The organism is Paraburkholderia sp. WC7.3g (assembly GCF_050436345.1).
In the GTDB taxonomy this organism is placed as follows: domain Bacteria; phylum Pseudomonadota; class Gammaproteobacteria; order Burkholderiales; family Burkholderiaceae; genus Paraburkholderia; species Paraburkholderia podalyriae.
The window spans coordinates 2,147,493-2,163,347 of the sequence record NZ_JBNDMA010000001.1 but is presented as its reverse complement, the minus strand read 5'-3'; the positions used below and the strand labels follow the sequence as shown (position 1 = coordinate 2,163,347).

The following is a 15,855-nucleotide window of genomic DNA, read 5'->3' as shown; positions in this document are numbered from 1 at the left end:
TTTTGCGAGCCTCGTAAGAAATAGACTGCGTTCAACCAATCGGGAAACGGGTTTACACCGATCCAGTCACTAAACAAACCGGAGGTCATCATGAAATCGCTTCTTTCCGCAGTCGTCGTCGCATCCGCTCTTATCGTTCCGGCAGTGTCGTTCGCCCAGCAGGCAAACGGGCCGGTTACGCGCGCTCAGGTGCGCGCCGAACTGGTCGCCGCGCAAAAAGCAGGCCTCCTGAACCAGAACGACACCACGTATCCGAAGGCCGTGCCCCAGGACTCGACGATCGTCACCGCATCGGCGCAAGGTTCGCAGGATCTCGGCGGCGCGAAGGCCAGTTCGTCGGACGCGGGCGCACCCGCGACGGTGCAGCAACGCCTGTTCTCGACGTATCGCGGTAACTGAGCGTGGTAACTGAGCGCGCTAGCAGTTAATGCAGTACGCAGTAAAAAGCCCCGGTTGCGAAGTTCGGCAACCGGGGCTTTTCATTAGCGCGTAGCGCGGCTGCGCAGCCGCGCGTTTGTCAGCATGCTATTCGGGAAACGGCAAACTTTGCTGTTCCAATGCACGCATGTCGAACACGTTCAGCGTCATCGCGACCAGCGCGTAGTAGCCGAGCAGGCCGACCAGGTTGATCACAACCTGATGGCCGAAACGCTCGACCGCCTGCGCGTACGTCGCGTCCGACACCCGCTTCGTCTCGTATAGCTCGCTCGTGAAGTCGTAGATCAACGCGTCGTCGGCCTCGGCGAAATCAGGCCGGCGCCCCTGGCGGATCGTCTCGGCATCCGCTTCGCCGATGCCCGCCTGCAGCGCGATCGGATAGTGGATGTGCCACTCCGCCTGCGCCTGCCAGCGCGAAGCGGTCACCAGAATCGCGAGTTCCGACAGCCGCAGCGGCAGGCCGGTCTGGTAGCGGCAAAACGCGCCGAGGCGCTGCGCGTGCTGCGCGAGTTCCGGGCTGTGAATCCAGCCAAGGAACGGCCCGTTCAGGTTGCCACGCGGGCCAGACAGGATTTCGTCGAGCACTGCCTTCTGTTCGGGCGTGGCGGCGGACATGTCGAAGTGAGGCAAGCGCTCGGTCATCATCGTTCTCGTAAAGGGCGGTCGGTCGAATGTCACAGGGCGGCGAGCGATGCGCCGATCGCATCGCTCAGGCGGCTGACAACCTCGTCGATGTCGCGCGCCGTGCAGATGAACGGCGGCGCGAGCAGCACATGGTCGCCGCGCTTGCCGTCGACGGTGCCGCCCATCGGATACACCATCAGGCCGCGCGCGAACGCTTCGCGTTTGATCGCTGCGTGCAGTTTCAGTTGGGCGTCGAACGGCTCTTTGCTAGCGCGATCCTTCACCAGTTCGACACCGACGAACAGCCCTCGCCCGCGCACGTCGCCGATATGCGGATGCTGCGCATAGTGCTCGCGCAACCGGCCGCGCAACTGCTCGCCGCGCGCCTGCACATTCGCCAGCAGCCCGTCTTCCGCGATCACGCGCTGCACCTCGAGCGCCGCCGCGCACGCGGTCGCATGGCCGATGTAGGTATGGCCATGCTGGAAGAAGCCCGAGCCGCCGACGATCGTCTGATAGATGCGCTCGCTGACCAGCGTCGCGCCAATCGGCTGATAACCCGCGCCAAGGCCTTTGGCGATGGTCAGCATATCGGGTGCCACGCCGTCCTCTTCACACGCGAACAGATAGCCGGTCCGGCCCATGCCCGACATGATCTCATCGAGAATCAGCAGGACCCCGTAGCGATCGCAAACCGCGCGTATCTTGCGAAAGTATTCGCGCACCGGCGGCACAGCGCCCGCCGTAGCGCCGACCACCGTTTCCGCAACGAACGCCGCGACCGTATCCGCACCGAGTTCGAGAATCTTCTGTTCGAGTTCATCGGCGAGACGCTGCGCGAATGCTTCTTCGGTTTCGTCGGCGCGCTGCTCGCGATACGCGTAGCACGGGCTCACGTGATGCGCTTCGATCAGGACCGGCAGAAACGGTTCGCGGCGCCATGCATTGCCGCCGATCGCCAGTGCGCCGAGCGTGTTGCCGTGATAGCTCTGCCGACGCGCGATGAAATGACGCCGCTGCGTCTCGCCCTGCTCGACGAAGTACTGGCGCGCGAGCTTCAGTGCCGCCTCGATCGCCTCCGAGCCACCCGACACGAAGTACACGTGTTCGAGTCCGGCCGGCGCGCTCGCGACGAGCCGGTCGGCCAGTTGCTCGGCCGGCTCCGTCGTGAAGAACGACGTGTGCGCGTACGGCAGTTGTTGGGCTTGCCGCTTGATCGCGTCGATCACGCGCTGGTTGCTGTGGCCGAGGCACGACACGGCGGCGCCGCCCGACGCGTCGATATAGCGCTTGCCCATGGAGTCGATGATTTCGATGCCGTCGCCTGCGACGGCCACCGGCAACGAGTGCTTCGGAGAACGATGGAAAACGGTGGACATGGTGTTCAGTTCCTGGTGATGGCGGCACGCTCCGAAGCGCGGACCGGATCGGGCGGCGCACACGGGATGAATGTGTCGAACGTCTGCAACGACGCCACGGCTCGCACCCGTATTCAACAATCGGTACGTGTTTATACGTCAATACAACATTTGTTGTCAAATGATGTCGAACCGCACTGGATCGAGCGCGGCGCGCTTGCGCCAACGCTCAAGGCACGTACGCGCCCTTCGCATGCAGCGATTGCTCGGCGAGCGCGAGTCGCTCGAGCGCGTCCGCGCCTTCGAGCGCGAGCAGATGCGCGACCAGTGCCTCGGCGATCGCGGTGGCGGCCACCAGCGACGGAAAGAACGATGGGCTTTCGTGCGAGAAGATCAGCACCTTGTCGGCGTTCAGCGCGATCGGCGACACCGCGCTGTCGGTGATTGCGATCAGCTTGCTGCCTTTTTCGAGCGCGGCCTCGGCGACGCGCGCGGCTTCGATCGAATACGGCGCAAAGCTGATGACGACGGTCGCGCTGTCGCGCTCGATCGTGCGCAGCTGCATTTCGAGCGTGCCGGCCTCGCCGTTGAGCAGCGACACCGAAGAACGAAACAGCCGGTAGCCATAGACGAGGCCGAACGCCACCGGGAAGCACGATCGGAAGCCCGCCACGTGCACGTGCGGCGCGCGCCGCAACACCCGCGCCGCCTCGACGATCACACGGCCGTTATGCGCGGCGGTCGTTTCTAGATTGTGCTGCTGCGCGACGAGCAGATCGTTGGCGAGCGCATCTTTCGATTTGACCATCGAGCGCGCCCGGCTCGTCAACGGCTCGGGCCGCGTGCGCACCCGCGCGACGAACAGATCGCGCAATTCGTTCCAGCCGGGAAAACCCAATTGCTGCGACAGCCGCACCAGCGACGCGGGCTGCACCTGCGCGCGCTCGGCCACTTTGCGCATCGACGACACCGCGACCTCGTCTGGGTGATCGAGCAGGAAGCCCGCTCCCATCTGGAACTGCGGGCTCAGTTCGGGAAAGCGCGCCCGGATCAGGGCGACGAGCTGGTCGAAGCTGTCTGGCATGTTGAGGTCGGGCGGCGCCGGGGTGGGAAATGACAACAAATGTTACCACCGGCTGGGCGCGCTGCAACGCAGCGAATGTGCGCGACGGCTCAGTTTTCGAACACGCTGTTTATCGCACGTCCTTGCCTTGCATCTTCTTTGCGGTCGCTCTGCCGCGGTTGCGAAGCGCGAAGAACGCACCGGCTCCGATCGCGACGAGCAGGCCTACGATCAGGCCGCCACTCGTGCCCGCCATGCCACGGGATTCGCGCTCGCCCGGAGTCGCCGACGCAGCCACGGGCGCGGACGCCTCCGGCGCAACCGGCTGCGGAAGCGCCACGCCTGCGGCGCTGCCTTGGCGTACCAGAGAAGCCTCCGATGTCGGCGAGGCCTGAAAGGCCTGCGACGCTTCAGGTGCGGATGCAACAGGAGGCGCGTCCGGATGGGGACCGACCGGCGCCATCGCCGTTTCCGAAGCCGGGAAGACAGGCGCGGCCGCCTGAGGAACCGTGTCGACAGACCGGGCCATCGTCTTCCACTGCGCAAACACGCCATCCACGCAGTGCACGTCGACACAGGCGTTTCGCGCTTGCCGCCACTGGACTAGCTGTGCAGCCGAAAGTTTGCCGCTGCGCAGCAGAGCCTGTTGCTGCGCGAAGATATCGTCATACTCGTTGTTCAGGATCGCGTGATCGCAAATGACGCGCTCAGCGGGTTGCTGCGTGCTTGCACACTGAATGTCGTTCGCCCATACCGCGGTTGAACCCAACGCCGCCGTGGATAGCAGCCATACCCCAAGTCGTCGTGCTGAATGCACCCGTCCTCCCTGATGTGAGGGTAAAAGTCCCGGCACCGCCATCAAGCCGCCTGACTCGTCACCGTATGTATCGACTGTGCCGGCTAGCAGATAACGTGCCGCCAACGCGCGCAGCGTCAAAGCAACGCCACCACCCTCACATCGCCCTGCTCCGCCGACGCCACCACCTTGTCGCCAATCCGGCGGAACGTAATCGACACCGACGCATCCCCGACCCGCAGATCGCTAACCTCCAGCCAGTCGATACCTTCGGGCAGCATCGGCTGTTCGATCAGCACCTCGCGGCGCTCGGCATCGATCGTGATGCCTAGACATGCCTCGAGCATCATGAACGGCGAGCCCGCCGCCCATGCCTGCGGCAAGCACGCGACCGGATAGGCGGTGGGCGGCTCGCCGCGGCGTCTCGGGAAGCCGCAGAACAGTTCGGGCAAACGCATGTCGAAATTGACCGCGGCCTGAAACAGCGCCTGCAGCAGCTTCACGGCCGACGGCTTGCCGCCGTAGCGAGACAGCCCGCGCGCGCATAGCGCGTTGTCGTGCGGCCAGACCGAGCCGTTGTGATACGCCATCGGATTGAAGCGCGCCTGGCTCGCGGCCAGCGTGCGCACGCCCCAGCCGGTATGAAACAGCGTCGAGTCGAGCGCCCGCACCACCGCTTCGCCGCGCTCGCGCGTGGGTAGACCGAACGCCAGCAGATGCCCCGCATTCGATGCCATCACGCGGCACAGCTCACCATGACCGTCGAGCGCGATGCCGTAAAAGCCGACCTCGTCCATCCAGTACTTGTCCTCGACGCAGCGGCGGATCTTCTTCGCCCGCTCCGCGTATTGCGCGGCCTCGTCGCGCAGGCCGCGCAGCTTCGCGTAGTGAGCCATCGTGTCGAAGGCGGCGCTCGCATAGGCCTGCACTTCGACGAGCGCGATCGGCCCGTCGGGGAAGCGCCCGTCCGCATGGAACACCGAATCGTGACTGTCCTTCCAGCCCTGATTCGCCAGGCCGCCATCGGATTCGCGCTGATAGTCGAGCAGCCCGTGACGGTTCTTGTCGCATACGCCCGCGACCCATTGCGCAGCGCGTTCGAGCGCCGGCCACAATTCGTCGATCATCGTGAGGTCGCCGGTGCGCGCCGCGTAGGCGCCAGCCAGCACGATGAAAAGCGGCGTGGTGTCGACGCCGCCGTAGTACAGCGCGAACGGCACTTCGCCGGCCGCGGCCATTTCGCCCTTGCGCATCTCGTGCATGATCTTGCCCGGCGCGGCGTCGCGAAACGGCGAATTCTCGCGCGCCTGGTGCTCAGCGAGAAAGCGCAGCACACCGGCCGCGAGATGCGGCTGCACCCACAGCGTCTGCAGCGACGTGATCACCGCGTCGCGGCCGAACGGGGTCGAAAACCACGGAATGCCCGCATACGGGTACGGGCCGGTGGCGAGATCCGTCGTCAGCAGGCCGAGGTCGGCGAACGAGCGGTCGATCCACGCGTTGAACAGCGGATTGCTGGAACGCACGCGCGCGCTCGCGTTGCGTCGCTCGCGCATCACCAGGTGCGCGTCGACCAATGCTGCGCGTACCGCCGCGCGGCCGACACGCGGCCGCTCGGCGTCGATCTGCGACATGTGCGCTTCGCTCAGCGCATGCACCGGCTGCGACACGCCGGCGCCGGGCTTGCCGGTCATCGGCACGACATGCACCGCCACCGACAGATAGATCGACACGCAGGCCTGCGCGGGCAGCGTGACGGTATAGTCGGCGCGGTCGGCGAACAGCTTGTCCGGCTGCGGCGAGAACGCGATCTGCACGTTGCGCGCCACGTCGTCGAGACCGACATAGCCGAGCAGCACCTCCTGGTTCTCGATCCGCGCGGGCTGGATGCGCCCCTGTTTGTCGCGCTTCAGGCCGCGCACTTCGAACATGTCGCGGAAATCGCTGGAAAACGAAATGGATAGCGGCACGGTCGCATCGCTGGTGCCGTAGTTCGTGAGTTCGATCGCCTCGTTGAGCACGGTACCCGACAGCACGCGCACGCGTTCGACGTGGATCACGCCTTCGGGCGTGCTGCTGCCGCCGAGCGGCGGCAGCGGGCGGTTGGTCAGGTGCGCGGTGAAAGTGGTGTTGTCGCTGCTGACGCTGCCCGACAGCAGCGACGGCGCGCGGCCGCCGAAGGTCAGGCGCAGTTGCGACATCACGCGGGTGTCGTTGACGAACAGGCCATCGTCGTGGCCGGTGATGTCGCCGAGCGGATCGTTGACGATGAAGGTGTCGCCCGACTTGAGCACGTGCTGCGTGGCGCTCGCGACGTTGAGGTTTTCCGTCGGGATGAAGACGCCGTCCTGCTCGGCGTCGCGATGATCGACACCGCCCGAGTGGGTCAGCCCGCCGAGGGCTTCTGGCTGCTGTATCAAGGTCGCTCGCTCCTATGGATTCGCTGCTGCGTTCAGTTGCACTTCGGGTCTCGCCTGGGATTTGCCGCCGGGTGGCGCGGCACCCGGTAGCCCGGCGCATCCGATTGTAGAGGCTCTGTGCGCGTGAGACGAACTTATCGCGTCGGAGTTTCGACTTTTTCCGCCGTTTTTTACGGCGTTTTCGGTGGCACGGGACATGCAGGCAGCATGGCGCGGGGCGCAAAAAAACCCACGGCCTCGTGAGCCGTGGGTCGGGGCGCTCGAATCAATGCGTTATCGGGCGTCTATCCGGCCTGTTACCGCTTCGCGATCGGCTTCGCTTCACGCAGCGTATCGCCGATGAACAGCTGACGCGGACGACCAATCTTCTGTTCGGGATCGGCGATCATTTCGTTCCACTGCGCAATCCAGCCGACCGTACGTGCCATCGCGAAGATACACGTGAACATCGACGTCGGGATGCCCAGCGCGCGCTGCACGATACCCGAGTAGAAGTCGACGTTCGGGTACAGCTTGCGCGACACGAAGTATTCGTCTTCGAGCGCGATCTTTTCGAGTTCCATTGCCAGCTTGAACACCGGGTCGTCGTGCAGACCCAGCTCCTCGAGCACTTCGTAGCAGGTTTCGCGCATCAGCTTCGCGCGCGGGTCGTAGTTCTTGTACACGCGGTGGCCGAAGCCCATCAGCTTCACGCCCGAGTTCTTGTCCTTCACCTGCTTGATGAACTCAGGAATGTTGTCGACGGAGCCGATTTCTTCCAGCATGTTCAGCGCGGCTTCGTTCGCACCGCCGTGCGCGGGGCCCCACAGACACGCGATACCCGCTGCGATACACGCGAACGGATTCGCCCCCGACGAGCCGGCGAGACGCACGGTCGACGTCGACGCGTTCTGCTCGTGATCCGCGTGCAGGATCAGGATGCGGTCGAGCGCGCGCACCAGCACGTCGTTGACCACGTACTCTTCGCACGGGTTCGAGAACATCATGCGCATGAAGTTCGCGCTGTACGACAGATCGTTCTTCGGATACACGAACGGCTGGCCGACGCTGTACTTGTAGGCCATCGCGACCAGCGTGGGCAGCTTCGCGATCATGCGGATCGCCGATACGTCGCGATGCTGCTGGTTCGTGATGTCGAGCGAGTCGTGGTAGAAGGCCGACAGCGCGCCGACCGCGGCAACCAGAATCGCCATCGGGTGCGCGTCGCGACGGAAGCCGCGGAAGAAGAAATGCATCTGCTCGTGCACCATCGTGTGCTGCGTGACGGTGTTCACGAACTCGGCTTTCTGCTGCGCGTTCGGCAGTTCGCCCTTCAGCAACAGATAGCAGGTTTCGAGGAAGTCGGCGTTCTGCGCGAGGTTGTCGATTGGATAGCCGCGGTATAGCAGCTCGCCCTTGTCGCCGTCGATATACGTGATTTCGGAGTTGCACGCCGCCGTCGACATGAAGCCCGGGTCGTACGTGAATTTGCCGGTCTGGCCGTACAGCTTGCGGATGTCGATGACGTCGGGGCCCAGCGAGCCCTGATAGATCGGCAGATCGATGGTCTGGTCGCTGTCTGAGAAGCTCAGCGTTGCGTGTGACTTCGAATTCATCTACGTCTTCCTTTTGCTTGATACCGCACACTTGCCGGCATGCCTCGCGGCCGTACCGCGAGGCGCGACAACGGCGCTCTCGAAGAAGTACGGGCATGCTCAGGCTCCGCTGCGCATTCTACGGGGCGACGTGTCGTTGATTGCGTCGATTGATGGCAACAATCCATGTCGGTGTGCGCAACATTCGTTGTCGGCTCGCGGCGCTTGCACCCCTTCAGCGTTACGCATGCGTGCATCGAACCCGATGAAAGATGCATGAAAGTCGGAACATCAGCTGCAACAATGTTTTGCTGCCGGCACACTGCGCCCGATTGGATCCATCTGCGATACTGAGTCCGTGCATTGATGCTTGCGGCCCGCGATTCGAAGCGGGCTTTTTTGATCACACAGAAAAGCAGGAACGACACAAATGAATGCCTCTCTCGAAACGCTGTTTCCGGATCACGTCCATACCGAAGACCATTCCGTCACCGCGCTCAATCATCAGGATATCGTCGTCGCGTTGTCGGCGGCGCTGAAGGCGCAGGACGTCGCGGTGCTGCACATGCTGTATCCGCGCACCGACGCGCGCACGCATCGCAGCCTCGACACGCTGGTCGACGTGCTGCATGGACACGGCCTGCATGAGGTCGCGGATCTGATCGCGCAGGAAGCTCACTATCTGCTGTTCAAGGAACCGGTGAGGGCGTGGAAGGCGTTCCACGAAATTCGCAACGACTCGCTCGCGATCGGCGTGCATCTGTACTATCACGGGCTCGTCGGCGAGGCGGCCGAACTCGCGCTCGACAAGGACGCTCATCGCAAGGCCTGACGCGGTCAACGGGCGATCCGCTTCACTGCTTTAGCGCGCGCTGATCGCCTGAATGAATTCATCGACGTAACGATTGAACGCGGACGGATGCGCGAGATTCATGCCGTGCGACGCACCGCGTACCGTTTCGCGACGCGCATCCGGCAACCATCCCTGCAGCGCCGTCACCGTGCGGTGGAACATGTCGGGACTCTTCTCGCCGTCGATCAGCAGCACCGGGCAGCGCAGGTCGGCCGCGTCCTCCGGCACGTACGCGGGCAGCGGATCGTGGAATTGCCGCGCGAGCGTGTGCGCGTTGTCGGTCGCCATGCGGCGAAAACCCGGCGTGCTCATCGCCCAGAAGCCGGGGCGGCTCACCGAATCGACGAACAGTTGCAAGCCCGCTTCGACCTCACCGCTTTCGATCAGCTGCGCCGCTTTCGCGCGTAATGCGTTGACCGTCTCGGGCAGGCTCGCGGGTGGACGTCCGGCGATCCGCAGCGGGCCGCCGGGATCGGCGAGCGTCAGCGTACGCACGTGTTCGGGACGGCGTCGCGCGAAATGATAGGCGACGCAGCCGCCACGCGAATGCCCGACCACATGCGCGGGCCCGGCGCCGAAACGAGCGATGAACTCGGCCACCTCGTCCGCGTGGTCGCTCCAGCTGAACGGCAGGTTCGTCGCGCTATCGGTCACTGGCCAGTAATGCGTGAGACTGACCGCGACGCAGCGATAGCGCTTGGATAGACCAGCCAGTTGCGGCTGCCAGTAGCGGTAGTCGCACAGCGAGCCGTGCACGAACAGCAGCAACTCACCTTCGCCGGCTTCGACGTAAGGCATGCGCAAGCCGCTGCGTAGATCGATGAAGGATGGCGATGACGACAGCGACGAAGCGGGAACGGATTGATTCACGGGTGATAGACGGACAGCGCGGCATCGGCGCGCGAATGCTCAGGTGCGTGCTGGATCAGCGCTGGCACGCGCACCGCTCACGCGCCCCCAACCTCGTCCACCCAGCCCGCAGCGGCCGCCGCGCCCGCGCCTCGCACCGCGCAGGTCAGCGGTTCGTCGGCGACGTACACGTCGAGGCCGATTTCCTCGCTCAAACGCCGCCCAAGATTGCTGAGCAGCGCACCGCCACCGGTCAGCACGATGCCGTTGTGCGCGATGTCCGTCACGAGTTCGGCGGGCGCCATTTCGAGCCCGCGCTTGACCGCGCCGATCACCTGACGCAGCGGCCCTTCGATCGCCTCGGCGATATCGCGATTGCTCAGTTGCACCGTGCGCGGCAGGCCGTCGTCGACGCTGCGGCCGGTCGCGTTCATCTGCTCGAGCGGCACGTCGTGCACGGCCGAGCCGATGTTTCTCTTCACGTGCTCGGCGGTCTGCTCACCGAGCAGCACGCCGTACAGATTGCGCACGTAGCTGACGATCGCCGCGTCGAAATTGTCGCCGCCGACGCGCACCGAGCCGCTATACACGGTGCCGCCCAGCGCGAGCACGCCGACCTCGGTGGTGCCGCCGCCGATGTCCACCACCATCGAGCCGGTCGCGTCGCGCACCGGCAGGCCCGCGCCGAGCGCGGATGCGAGCGATTCGCCGATCAGGCTGACCTTCCACGCGCCGGCCGCCTCGGCCGCTTCGCGGATCGCGCGGCGCTCGACATGGGTCGCCGAGCCCGGCACGCACAGCGTGAATGCCGCGCGCCGGCTGAACAGCGAGCGCGGCCGCGCCATGTCGACGAATTGCTTGATCATGTGTTCGGCGGCGGAGAAATTGGCGATGACGCCGTGGCGCATCGGCCGCACCGCTTCGAGATTGAGCGGCACGCGGCCGAGCAGCTGGCGCGCCTCGGCGCCGATCGCGGCGATGCGTTTCGCGCCGCTCGCGGGCTGCTTCTCGAAGCACACGACGGATGGCTGGTTCAGCACGATGCCGCCGTCGTCGGTATAGATAAGCGTGTTGGCCGTGCCGAGATCCACCGCCACGGAATGGCGGAACAGTCGCTCGAAGAGCGGGTAATGCGGCGTCGGTCTGGCCATAGGCTCTGATGTGTCGTTATCCGCCGTCTGGGCGGTCTGGAAATGCGCCCCCGGTGCCCCGAAGCCGCGCGACACGCCCGGCGGGGCGTTGCGCTTCCCGCGCGGCGGGGTGATTTTCAAGCTATTGCCCATATGACGGCAAGCCCATCAGAATCTTTAGGCCGACTTTCTATTGAGGTTGTGTCAACCGCGCGACAGCGCGCCCAAGGCGCGTTCCAGCGCGGTACGGCCGAGCGCGATGCCGTCGGCAGTGATGGTGTGGCCGACGCCGGGCAGCACGTAGGCGTCGACCGGATAGCCGGCCTCGTGGAGGGCGTCGGCCGCGAATTCGAGTTCGCGCACCGGGATCACCTGGTCGTCCTCGCCGTGGACCAGCGTGAGCGGCGTCGCGCGGTTCGACGACACGATCGGCGAGGCGAGCCGCCCCGAATACGCCACGACGCCGGCCGCGCCCTCCGCGCTCGACGCGACGTGATGCAGCGCCATCATCGAGCCTTGCGAGAAGCCGACGAGCGCAAGCCGGTCGAAAGACAACTGCCAATGCGCGAGTTCGGCATCGAGCACGCGGCGCAGCGCCTGATAGGCGGTGGCGACGCGCGCCTCGCGGTTCGCCTCGTTGACATCGCGCAGGCTGAACCACTGGCGGCCGCCGAACCCGCCGTCGAACGGATCGGTGCCATCGAGCGACACGAACGCCGTGCCGGGCAGGTCCTCGCTCCAGACGTCGGCGAGCGGCATCAGATCGCGTGCGTTGCTGCCGACGCCGTGCATCAGCACGACGAGGCTCGTGGCGCGCGGGTCGTTCGACGTACGCTGCGATGCGTTTTGCGGCGCACGCCGCCAGCCGTGTTCGAATTGCTGCCAGCTCATGGTGGTGTCCTTTTTTCCGTAGTTTCGTGTTTCCGGCCCGGGCGACTCAGCCTTAGCCGCGAGCATACGCCGCGTGCCGCGTTCGCGTCGGCGCAAGCGGCATGGGCTGCGGCTGTGAGCGACGCCGGCCGGCGATTGCAGGTATGCTTTTGCGCATTGAGGGGCCCCGCCGCCGCGGCGCGTTGTGCGCGGCACCCCGCGCTTACCATGCATTGCGAATCGCGCGTCCTCGCCGTTCGTCCCCACACCGTCCGCGCTGTCCGGTGCAACACATCCGGAGAACACCGTTTGAGCCAGCCTAACGCCGCGCCTGATTCCGCGTCGCCGCCGCCTCAGCCTCCCGCGCCACCCTCGCCGCCCGCGCCTCTCGAAGGCGGCCGACTGGTTCTCGCGACGTTCGCGGTCGCGCTCGCCACGTTCATGAACGTGCTCGACACGTCGATTGCGAACGTCGCGATTCCGACCATTTCCGGCAACCTCGGCGTGTCGGTCGACGAAGGCACGTGGGTCATCACCGTGTTCGCGGCGGCCAACGCGGTGGCGATTCCGCTGACCGGCTGGCTGACGCAGCGCATCGGTCAGGTCAAGCTGTTCGTCGGCGCGATTCTCGGTTTCGTGCTCGCCTCGTGGCTGTGCGGCATCGCGCCGACGCTGCCTATCCTGCTGCTCGCGCGGGTTTTCCAGGGCGCGGTGGCCGGCCCGCTGATTCCGCTGTCGCAAGCGATCCTGCTCGGCTCGTATCCGAAAGAGAAATCGTCGACCGCGCTCGCGCTGTGGGCGATGACCGCCACCGTCGGCCCGATCGCCGGCCCGCTGCTGGGCGGCTGGATCACGGACAGCTACAGCTGGTCCTGGATCTTCTACATCAACATTCCGGTCGGCGTGTTCGCGGCCAGCGTCACGTGGATGATCTACCGCACCCGTGAATCGCCGACGCGCCGTCCGCCGATCGACGTGGTCGGCCTCGGTCTGCTGATCACGTGGGTCGCGTCTCTGCAAATCATGCTCGACAAAGGCAAGGACCTCGACTGGTTCTCGTCGCCGGTCATCTCGATTCTCGGCCTCGTCGCGTTGATCAGCTTCGCGTTTTTCCTCGTATGGGAGCTGACCGAGGAGCATCCGATCGTCGATCTGCGGCTCTTTCAGCAGCGCAACTTCCTCGGCGGCACGATTGCGATTTCGATTGCATACGGCGTGTTTTTCGGCAACCTCGTGCTGCTGCCGCAATGGATGCAGGAGTATCTGAACTACCGCTCGGTCGATGCCGGTCTCGTCACCGCGCCGCTCGGCATCTTCGCGATCATTCTTGCGCCGGTGCTCGGCCGCGTGCTGCCGCGCTCGGACGCGCGCGTGATCTCGACGGTTGCGTTCGTCGGCTTCGCGATCGTGTTCTACATGCGCTCGAAGTACGTGATCGAGATAGACACGTGGCACCTCGTGCTGCCGACGCTGCTGCAAGGCATTCCGATGGCGCTGTTCTTCGTGCCGCTCACGGCGATCATCCTGTCCGGCCAGCCGCAGGGCCGGATTCCTGCGGCGGCGGGGCTGTCGAATTTCGTGCGGGTGTTCTGCGGCGCGGTGGGGACGTCGATCGCGGGTACCGCATGGAACAACCGCACGATACTGCATCATGCGCGGCTCACCGAGCAGGCGTCGATCGACAATCCGTTGTTCGCGCAGCAGATCGACACCACGCAGTCGGTGCTGCATCTCAATACGCAATCGGCGAATGCGCTCTTCGATTTCACCGTGAGCACGCAGGCCGCGATGATGGGCCTGAACGACGTCTTCTTTGTCTCGGCGATCATCTTCATGCTGATCATTCCGCTGATCTGGATCACGCGGCCGGCCAAGGGCGGCGGCGGGCCGGATGCGGCGGGCGCGCATTGAGGCGGCTCAGCAGTTCCTCCAGCACCCTCCGATCACGGTGCCGCCTTGCTTTGGTCGCGCAACACGGTGCGCACCGCGTACCCCGCGTCAGTTAACGCGCGTGCCGCCGCGCCACCCACTTGATGTCGTCTGTGTCTGTCGCTGCGTGACGCAGCGCAAAAAAGCGTTTGACAGACTATCTTAAGATATATATCTTAAGATGCATCTTACGACATTCACGGGCACCGAGATGCGTCATCCTCATCATTTTTCCAGTGCACGCGGCGAGCACGAGCGTTGTCACGCCGGCTTCGGCCCCATCGCCTCCGTATCGCCCGATACCCGGCACCGCTTCCTGCTCCACGTGTTGCTTCACTCGTTCGGCCGCCATCACGAGCGGCGCTTCGGCGGCCGCGGCTCACGCTTCGGCGGTCATGGCGGTCCCGGCGGCGTGGGCGGTTACGGTGGTTTCGGCGGCGCTCCGGGCGGCTTCGGCGGCGACCGAGAAGGCTTCCCGCGCGGCCGCAAATTCAGCTCCGACGATCTGCAACTGCTGTTGCTGTCGTTGATCGACACGCAGCCGAGTCACGGCTACGAGCTGATCAAGGCACTCGAAACGCGCTCCAACGGCTTCTACAGCCCGAGCCCCGGCATGGTCTACCCGGCGCTGACCTATCTCGAGGAGCTCGGCTACGTGACCGTGCAGCTCGAAGGCAATCGCAAGCGCTATCAGCTGGCGGATGCGGGCCGCGAATATCTGGCCGCGAACCGCGAGCGCGTCGAGCTGATGCTCGCGCGACTGTCGCATATCGCACGCAAGATGGATTCGGTGCGGCGCGCGTTTGCCGGCGAAGCGCCGGCCGATGTCAGCGAAGGCGGCTGGGTGCCCGAGCTGAACGAAGCGCGCCGCACACTGAAGAACGCGCTGCTGCGCCGAGACAACGCGCCGGCCGACGAGCAGCGCCGCATCGCGGCGATCCTGATGCGCGCGGCCAAGGAAATCGAAGCCGGCCACGACGACGCCGCAAAGGCCGGCAACGACAGCGAGCCCACCGCCTGACAGCGCGCGCTCGTCCACCAGACAACCCGCGCGTCCTCCCGAAACGAACCGGAGCACCACCCTGATGCAAGAACAATCCAAGCGCCCCGATCTCGCCGTGCATCGCGTGCGGCATCCGTTGAAGTTTCGTCTGCTGCAGGTCAAGCGGGTGCGCGCGCTGACGCCGCACCTGATTCGCGTGACCTTTACCGGCGACGATCTGCACGACTTCGTCTCCGCGTCCTTCGACGACCACATCAAGGTCTTTTTCCCCGAGCCCGGCGCCGACCAACCGACGCTGCCGCAAGCCGGCCCCGACGGCCCGGTGTTTCCGGAAGGCAAGCGGCCGACCGCGCGCGATTTCACGCCGCGCCGTTTCGATCGCGACACCCGCGAGCTCGACATCGAGTTCGCGATGCACGATGCGGGTCCGGCCGCGACGTGGGCCGCGCAGGCGAAGGTGGGCCAGTATCTGGGCGTCGGCGGCCCGCGCGGCTCGCTGATGATTCCGACCGGCTTCGATTGGCATCTGCTGATCGGCGACGATACCGCGCTGCCCGCGATCGCGCGGCGTCTCGAAGAGTTGCCGGCCGGCACGCGCGTTACCGCGATGATCGAAGTCGCCGATCCGTCGGCGCGCCTCGAGTTCACGACCCAAGCCGAACTGCACCTCGTCTGGTGCTATCGCAGCCAAGCCGACATCCACACCCGCACGCGCGGCGAAGCGCTATTGCAAGCGGTGCGCGACACCTGGCTGCCGCAGAACGGTGAAGGCTACGTGTGGGCCGCCGGCGAAGCCGCGACGATCCGCGCGGTGCGTCAGCATCTGTGCGGCGAGCGCGGCGTCGACAAGGCGCGGATTCGCGCGGCTAGCTACTGGAAACAGGGCGCGGTCGCGGTCCACGATACGATCGACGACTGAGCGTGCGCCCGCGTGGCGCGCGGCATGAG

Annotated in this window: 14 protein-coding genes; 5 read left to right on the top strand and 9 right to left on the bottom strand. The window is 65.3% G+C overall.

Annotation, left to right across the window (positions count from 1 at the left end; translation table 11 throughout):
* Positions 1 to 90: 90 nt before the first annotated feature.
* Positions 91 to 399 carry a DUF4148 domain-containing protein gene (locus tag OKW43_RS10000; protein ID WP_429446924.1) on the top strand — a complete coding sequence of 103 codons (309 nt, stop codon included), beginning with the start codon at positions 91 to 93 and terminating at the stop codon, positions 397 to 399.
* A 126-nt stretch (positions 400 to 525) separates the two neighbouring features.
* On the opposite strand, the gene OKW43_RS09995 is transcribed toward OKW43_RS10000, so the two are convergent.
* The 6 genes from OKW43_RS09995 to gltA form a co-directional block, all read right to left on the bottom strand.
* Complete coding sequence (locus OKW43_RS09995; protein ID WP_429446922.1) at positions 526 to 1,080, bottom strand: carboxymuconolactone decarboxylase family protein; 555 nt, start codon at positions 1,078 to 1,080, stop codon at positions 526 to 528.
* A gap of 32 nt (positions 1,081 to 1,112) precedes the next feature.
* Positions 1,113 to 2,441, bottom strand: coding sequence for an aspartate aminotransferase family protein (locus tag OKW43_RS09990; RefSeq protein ID WP_429446920.1), 1,329 nt, complete (start codon positions 2,439 to 2,441; stop codon positions 1,113 to 1,115).
* Between the two features lie 208 nt (positions 2,442 to 2,649).
* Positions 2,650 to 3,504 (bottom strand): MurR/RpiR family transcriptional regulator, encoded by an 855-nt coding sequence (locus OKW43_RS09985; RefSeq protein ID WP_429447384.1) that lies wholly within the window; start codon positions 3,502 to 3,504, stop codon positions 2,650 to 2,652.
* A 109-nt stretch (positions 3,505 to 3,613) separates the two neighbouring features.
* A complete protein-coding gene (locus tag OKW43_RS09980) occupies positions 3,614 to 4,300 on the bottom strand; it encodes a hypothetical protein (protein WP_429446918.1) in 687 nt (228 codons plus the stop codon).
* 116 nt (positions 4,301 to 4,416) lie between these two features.
* On the bottom strand, positions 4,417 to 6,696 hold the full coding sequence (locus tag OKW43_RS09975) for an amylo-alpha-1,6-glucosidase (protein ID WP_429447382.1): 2,280 nt from the start codon (positions 6,694 to 6,696) through the stop codon (positions 4,417 to 4,419).
* Between the two features lie 299 nt (positions 6,697 to 6,995).
* Entirely contained in the window at positions 6,996 to 8,294 is a 1,299-nt protein-coding gene (gene gltA, locus OKW43_RS09970; protein ID WP_429446916.1) for a citrate synthase, read from the bottom strand.
* Between the two features lie 409 nt (positions 8,295 to 8,703).
* On the opposite strand from gltA, the gene OKW43_RS09965 reads away from it, so the two are divergent.
* A complete protein-coding gene (locus OKW43_RS09965) occupies positions 8,704 to 9,105 on the top strand; it encodes a hypothetical protein (RefSeq protein WP_187634113.1) in 402 nt (133 codons plus the stop codon).
* Between the two features lie 30 nt (positions 9,106 to 9,135).
* Here OKW43_RS09965 and OKW43_RS09960 read toward each other — a convergent pair whose 3' ends face one another.
* From OKW43_RS09960 to OKW43_RS09950, 3 genes are all read right to left on the bottom strand, one after another.
* Entirely contained in the window at positions 9,136 to 9,996 is an 861-nt protein-coding gene (locus OKW43_RS09960) for an alpha/beta fold hydrolase (RefSeq protein ID WP_429446914.1), read from the bottom strand.
* A gap of 77 nt (positions 9,997 to 10,073) precedes the next feature.
* Complete coding sequence (locus OKW43_RS09955; RefSeq protein WP_187634111.1) at positions 10,074 to 11,126, bottom strand: rod shape-determining protein; 1,053 nt, start codon at positions 11,124 to 11,126, stop codon at positions 10,074 to 10,076.
* A 183-nt stretch (positions 11,127 to 11,309) separates the two neighbouring features.
* Positions 11,310 to 11,996 (bottom strand): alpha/beta hydrolase, encoded by a 687-nt coding sequence (locus tag OKW43_RS09950; RefSeq protein ID WP_187634110.1) that lies wholly within the window; start codon positions 11,994 to 11,996, stop codon positions 11,310 to 11,312.
* Positions 11,997 to 12,284: 288 nt separating this feature from the next.
* Between OKW43_RS09950 and OKW43_RS09945 the strand changes: the two genes are divergently transcribed.
* The 3 genes from OKW43_RS09945 to OKW43_RS09935 all read left to right on the top strand — a co-directional run bounded on the left by OKW43_RS09945 (position 12,285) and on the right by OKW43_RS09935 (position 15,826).
* Positions 12,285 to 13,886 carry a DHA2 family efflux MFS transporter permease subunit gene (locus tag OKW43_RS09945; RefSeq protein WP_429446911.1) on the top strand — a complete coding sequence of 534 codons (1,602 nt, stop codon included), beginning with the start codon at positions 12,285 to 12,287 and terminating at the stop codon, positions 13,884 to 13,886.
* 229 nt (positions 13,887 to 14,115) lie between these two features.
* Positions 14,116 to 14,925: a PadR family transcriptional regulator gene (locus OKW43_RS09940; RefSeq protein ID WP_429447380.1), complete on the top strand. Its 810-nt coding sequence runs from the start codon at positions 14,116 to 14,118 to the stop codon at positions 14,923 to 14,925.
* A 64-nt stretch (positions 14,926 to 14,989) separates the two neighbouring features.
* Positions 14,990 to 15,826, top strand: coding sequence for a siderophore-interacting protein (locus OKW43_RS09935; RefSeq protein WP_429446909.1), 837 nt, complete (start codon positions 14,990 to 14,992; stop codon positions 15,824 to 15,826).
* Positions 15,827 to 15,855 lie beyond the last annotated feature (29 nt).

What these genes read in the sequence shown, in the direction of transcription:
- OKW43_RS09940 (WP_429447380.1), top strand. Translation starts at nt 14,116, where the DNA reads ATGCGTCATCCTCATCATTTTTCCAGTGCACGCGGCGAGCACGAGCGT.
- OKW43_RS09990 (WP_429446920.1), bottom strand. Translation starts at nt 2,441, where the DNA reads ATGTCCACCGTTTTCCATCGTTCTCCGAAGCACTCGTTGCCGGTGGCC.
- gltA (WP_429446916.1), bottom strand. Translation starts at nt 8,294, where the DNA reads ATGAATTCGAAGTCACACGCAACGCTGAGCTTCTCAGACAGCGACCAG.
- OKW43_RS09985 (WP_429447384.1), bottom strand. Translation starts at nt 3,504, where the DNA reads ATGCCAGACAGCTTCGACCAGCTCGTCGCCCTGATCCGGGCGCGCTTT.
- OKW43_RS09935 (WP_429446909.1), top strand. Translation starts at nt 14,990, where the DNA reads ATGCAAGAACAATCCAAGCGCCCCGATCTCGCCGTGCATCGCGTGCGG.
- OKW43_RS10000 (WP_429446924.1), top strand. Translation starts at nt 91, where the DNA reads ATGAAATCGCTTCTTTCCGCAGTCGTCGTCGCATCCGCTCTTATCGTT.
- OKW43_RS09950 (WP_187634110.1), bottom strand. Translation starts at nt 11,996, where the DNA reads ATGAGCTGGCAGCAATTCGAACACGGCTGGCGGCGTGCGCCGCAAAAC.
- OKW43_RS09965 (WP_187634113.1), top strand. Translation starts at nt 8,704, where the DNA reads ATGAATGCCTCTCTCGAAACGCTGTTTCCGGATCACGTCCATACCGAA.
- OKW43_RS09955 (WP_187634111.1), bottom strand. Translation starts at nt 11,126, where the DNA reads ATGGCCAGACCGACGCCGCATTACCCGCTCTTCGAGCGACTGTTCCGC.
- OKW43_RS09995 (WP_429446922.1), bottom strand. Translation starts at nt 1,080, where the DNA reads ATGACCGAGCGCTTGCCTCACTTCGACATGTCCGCCGCCACGCCCGAA.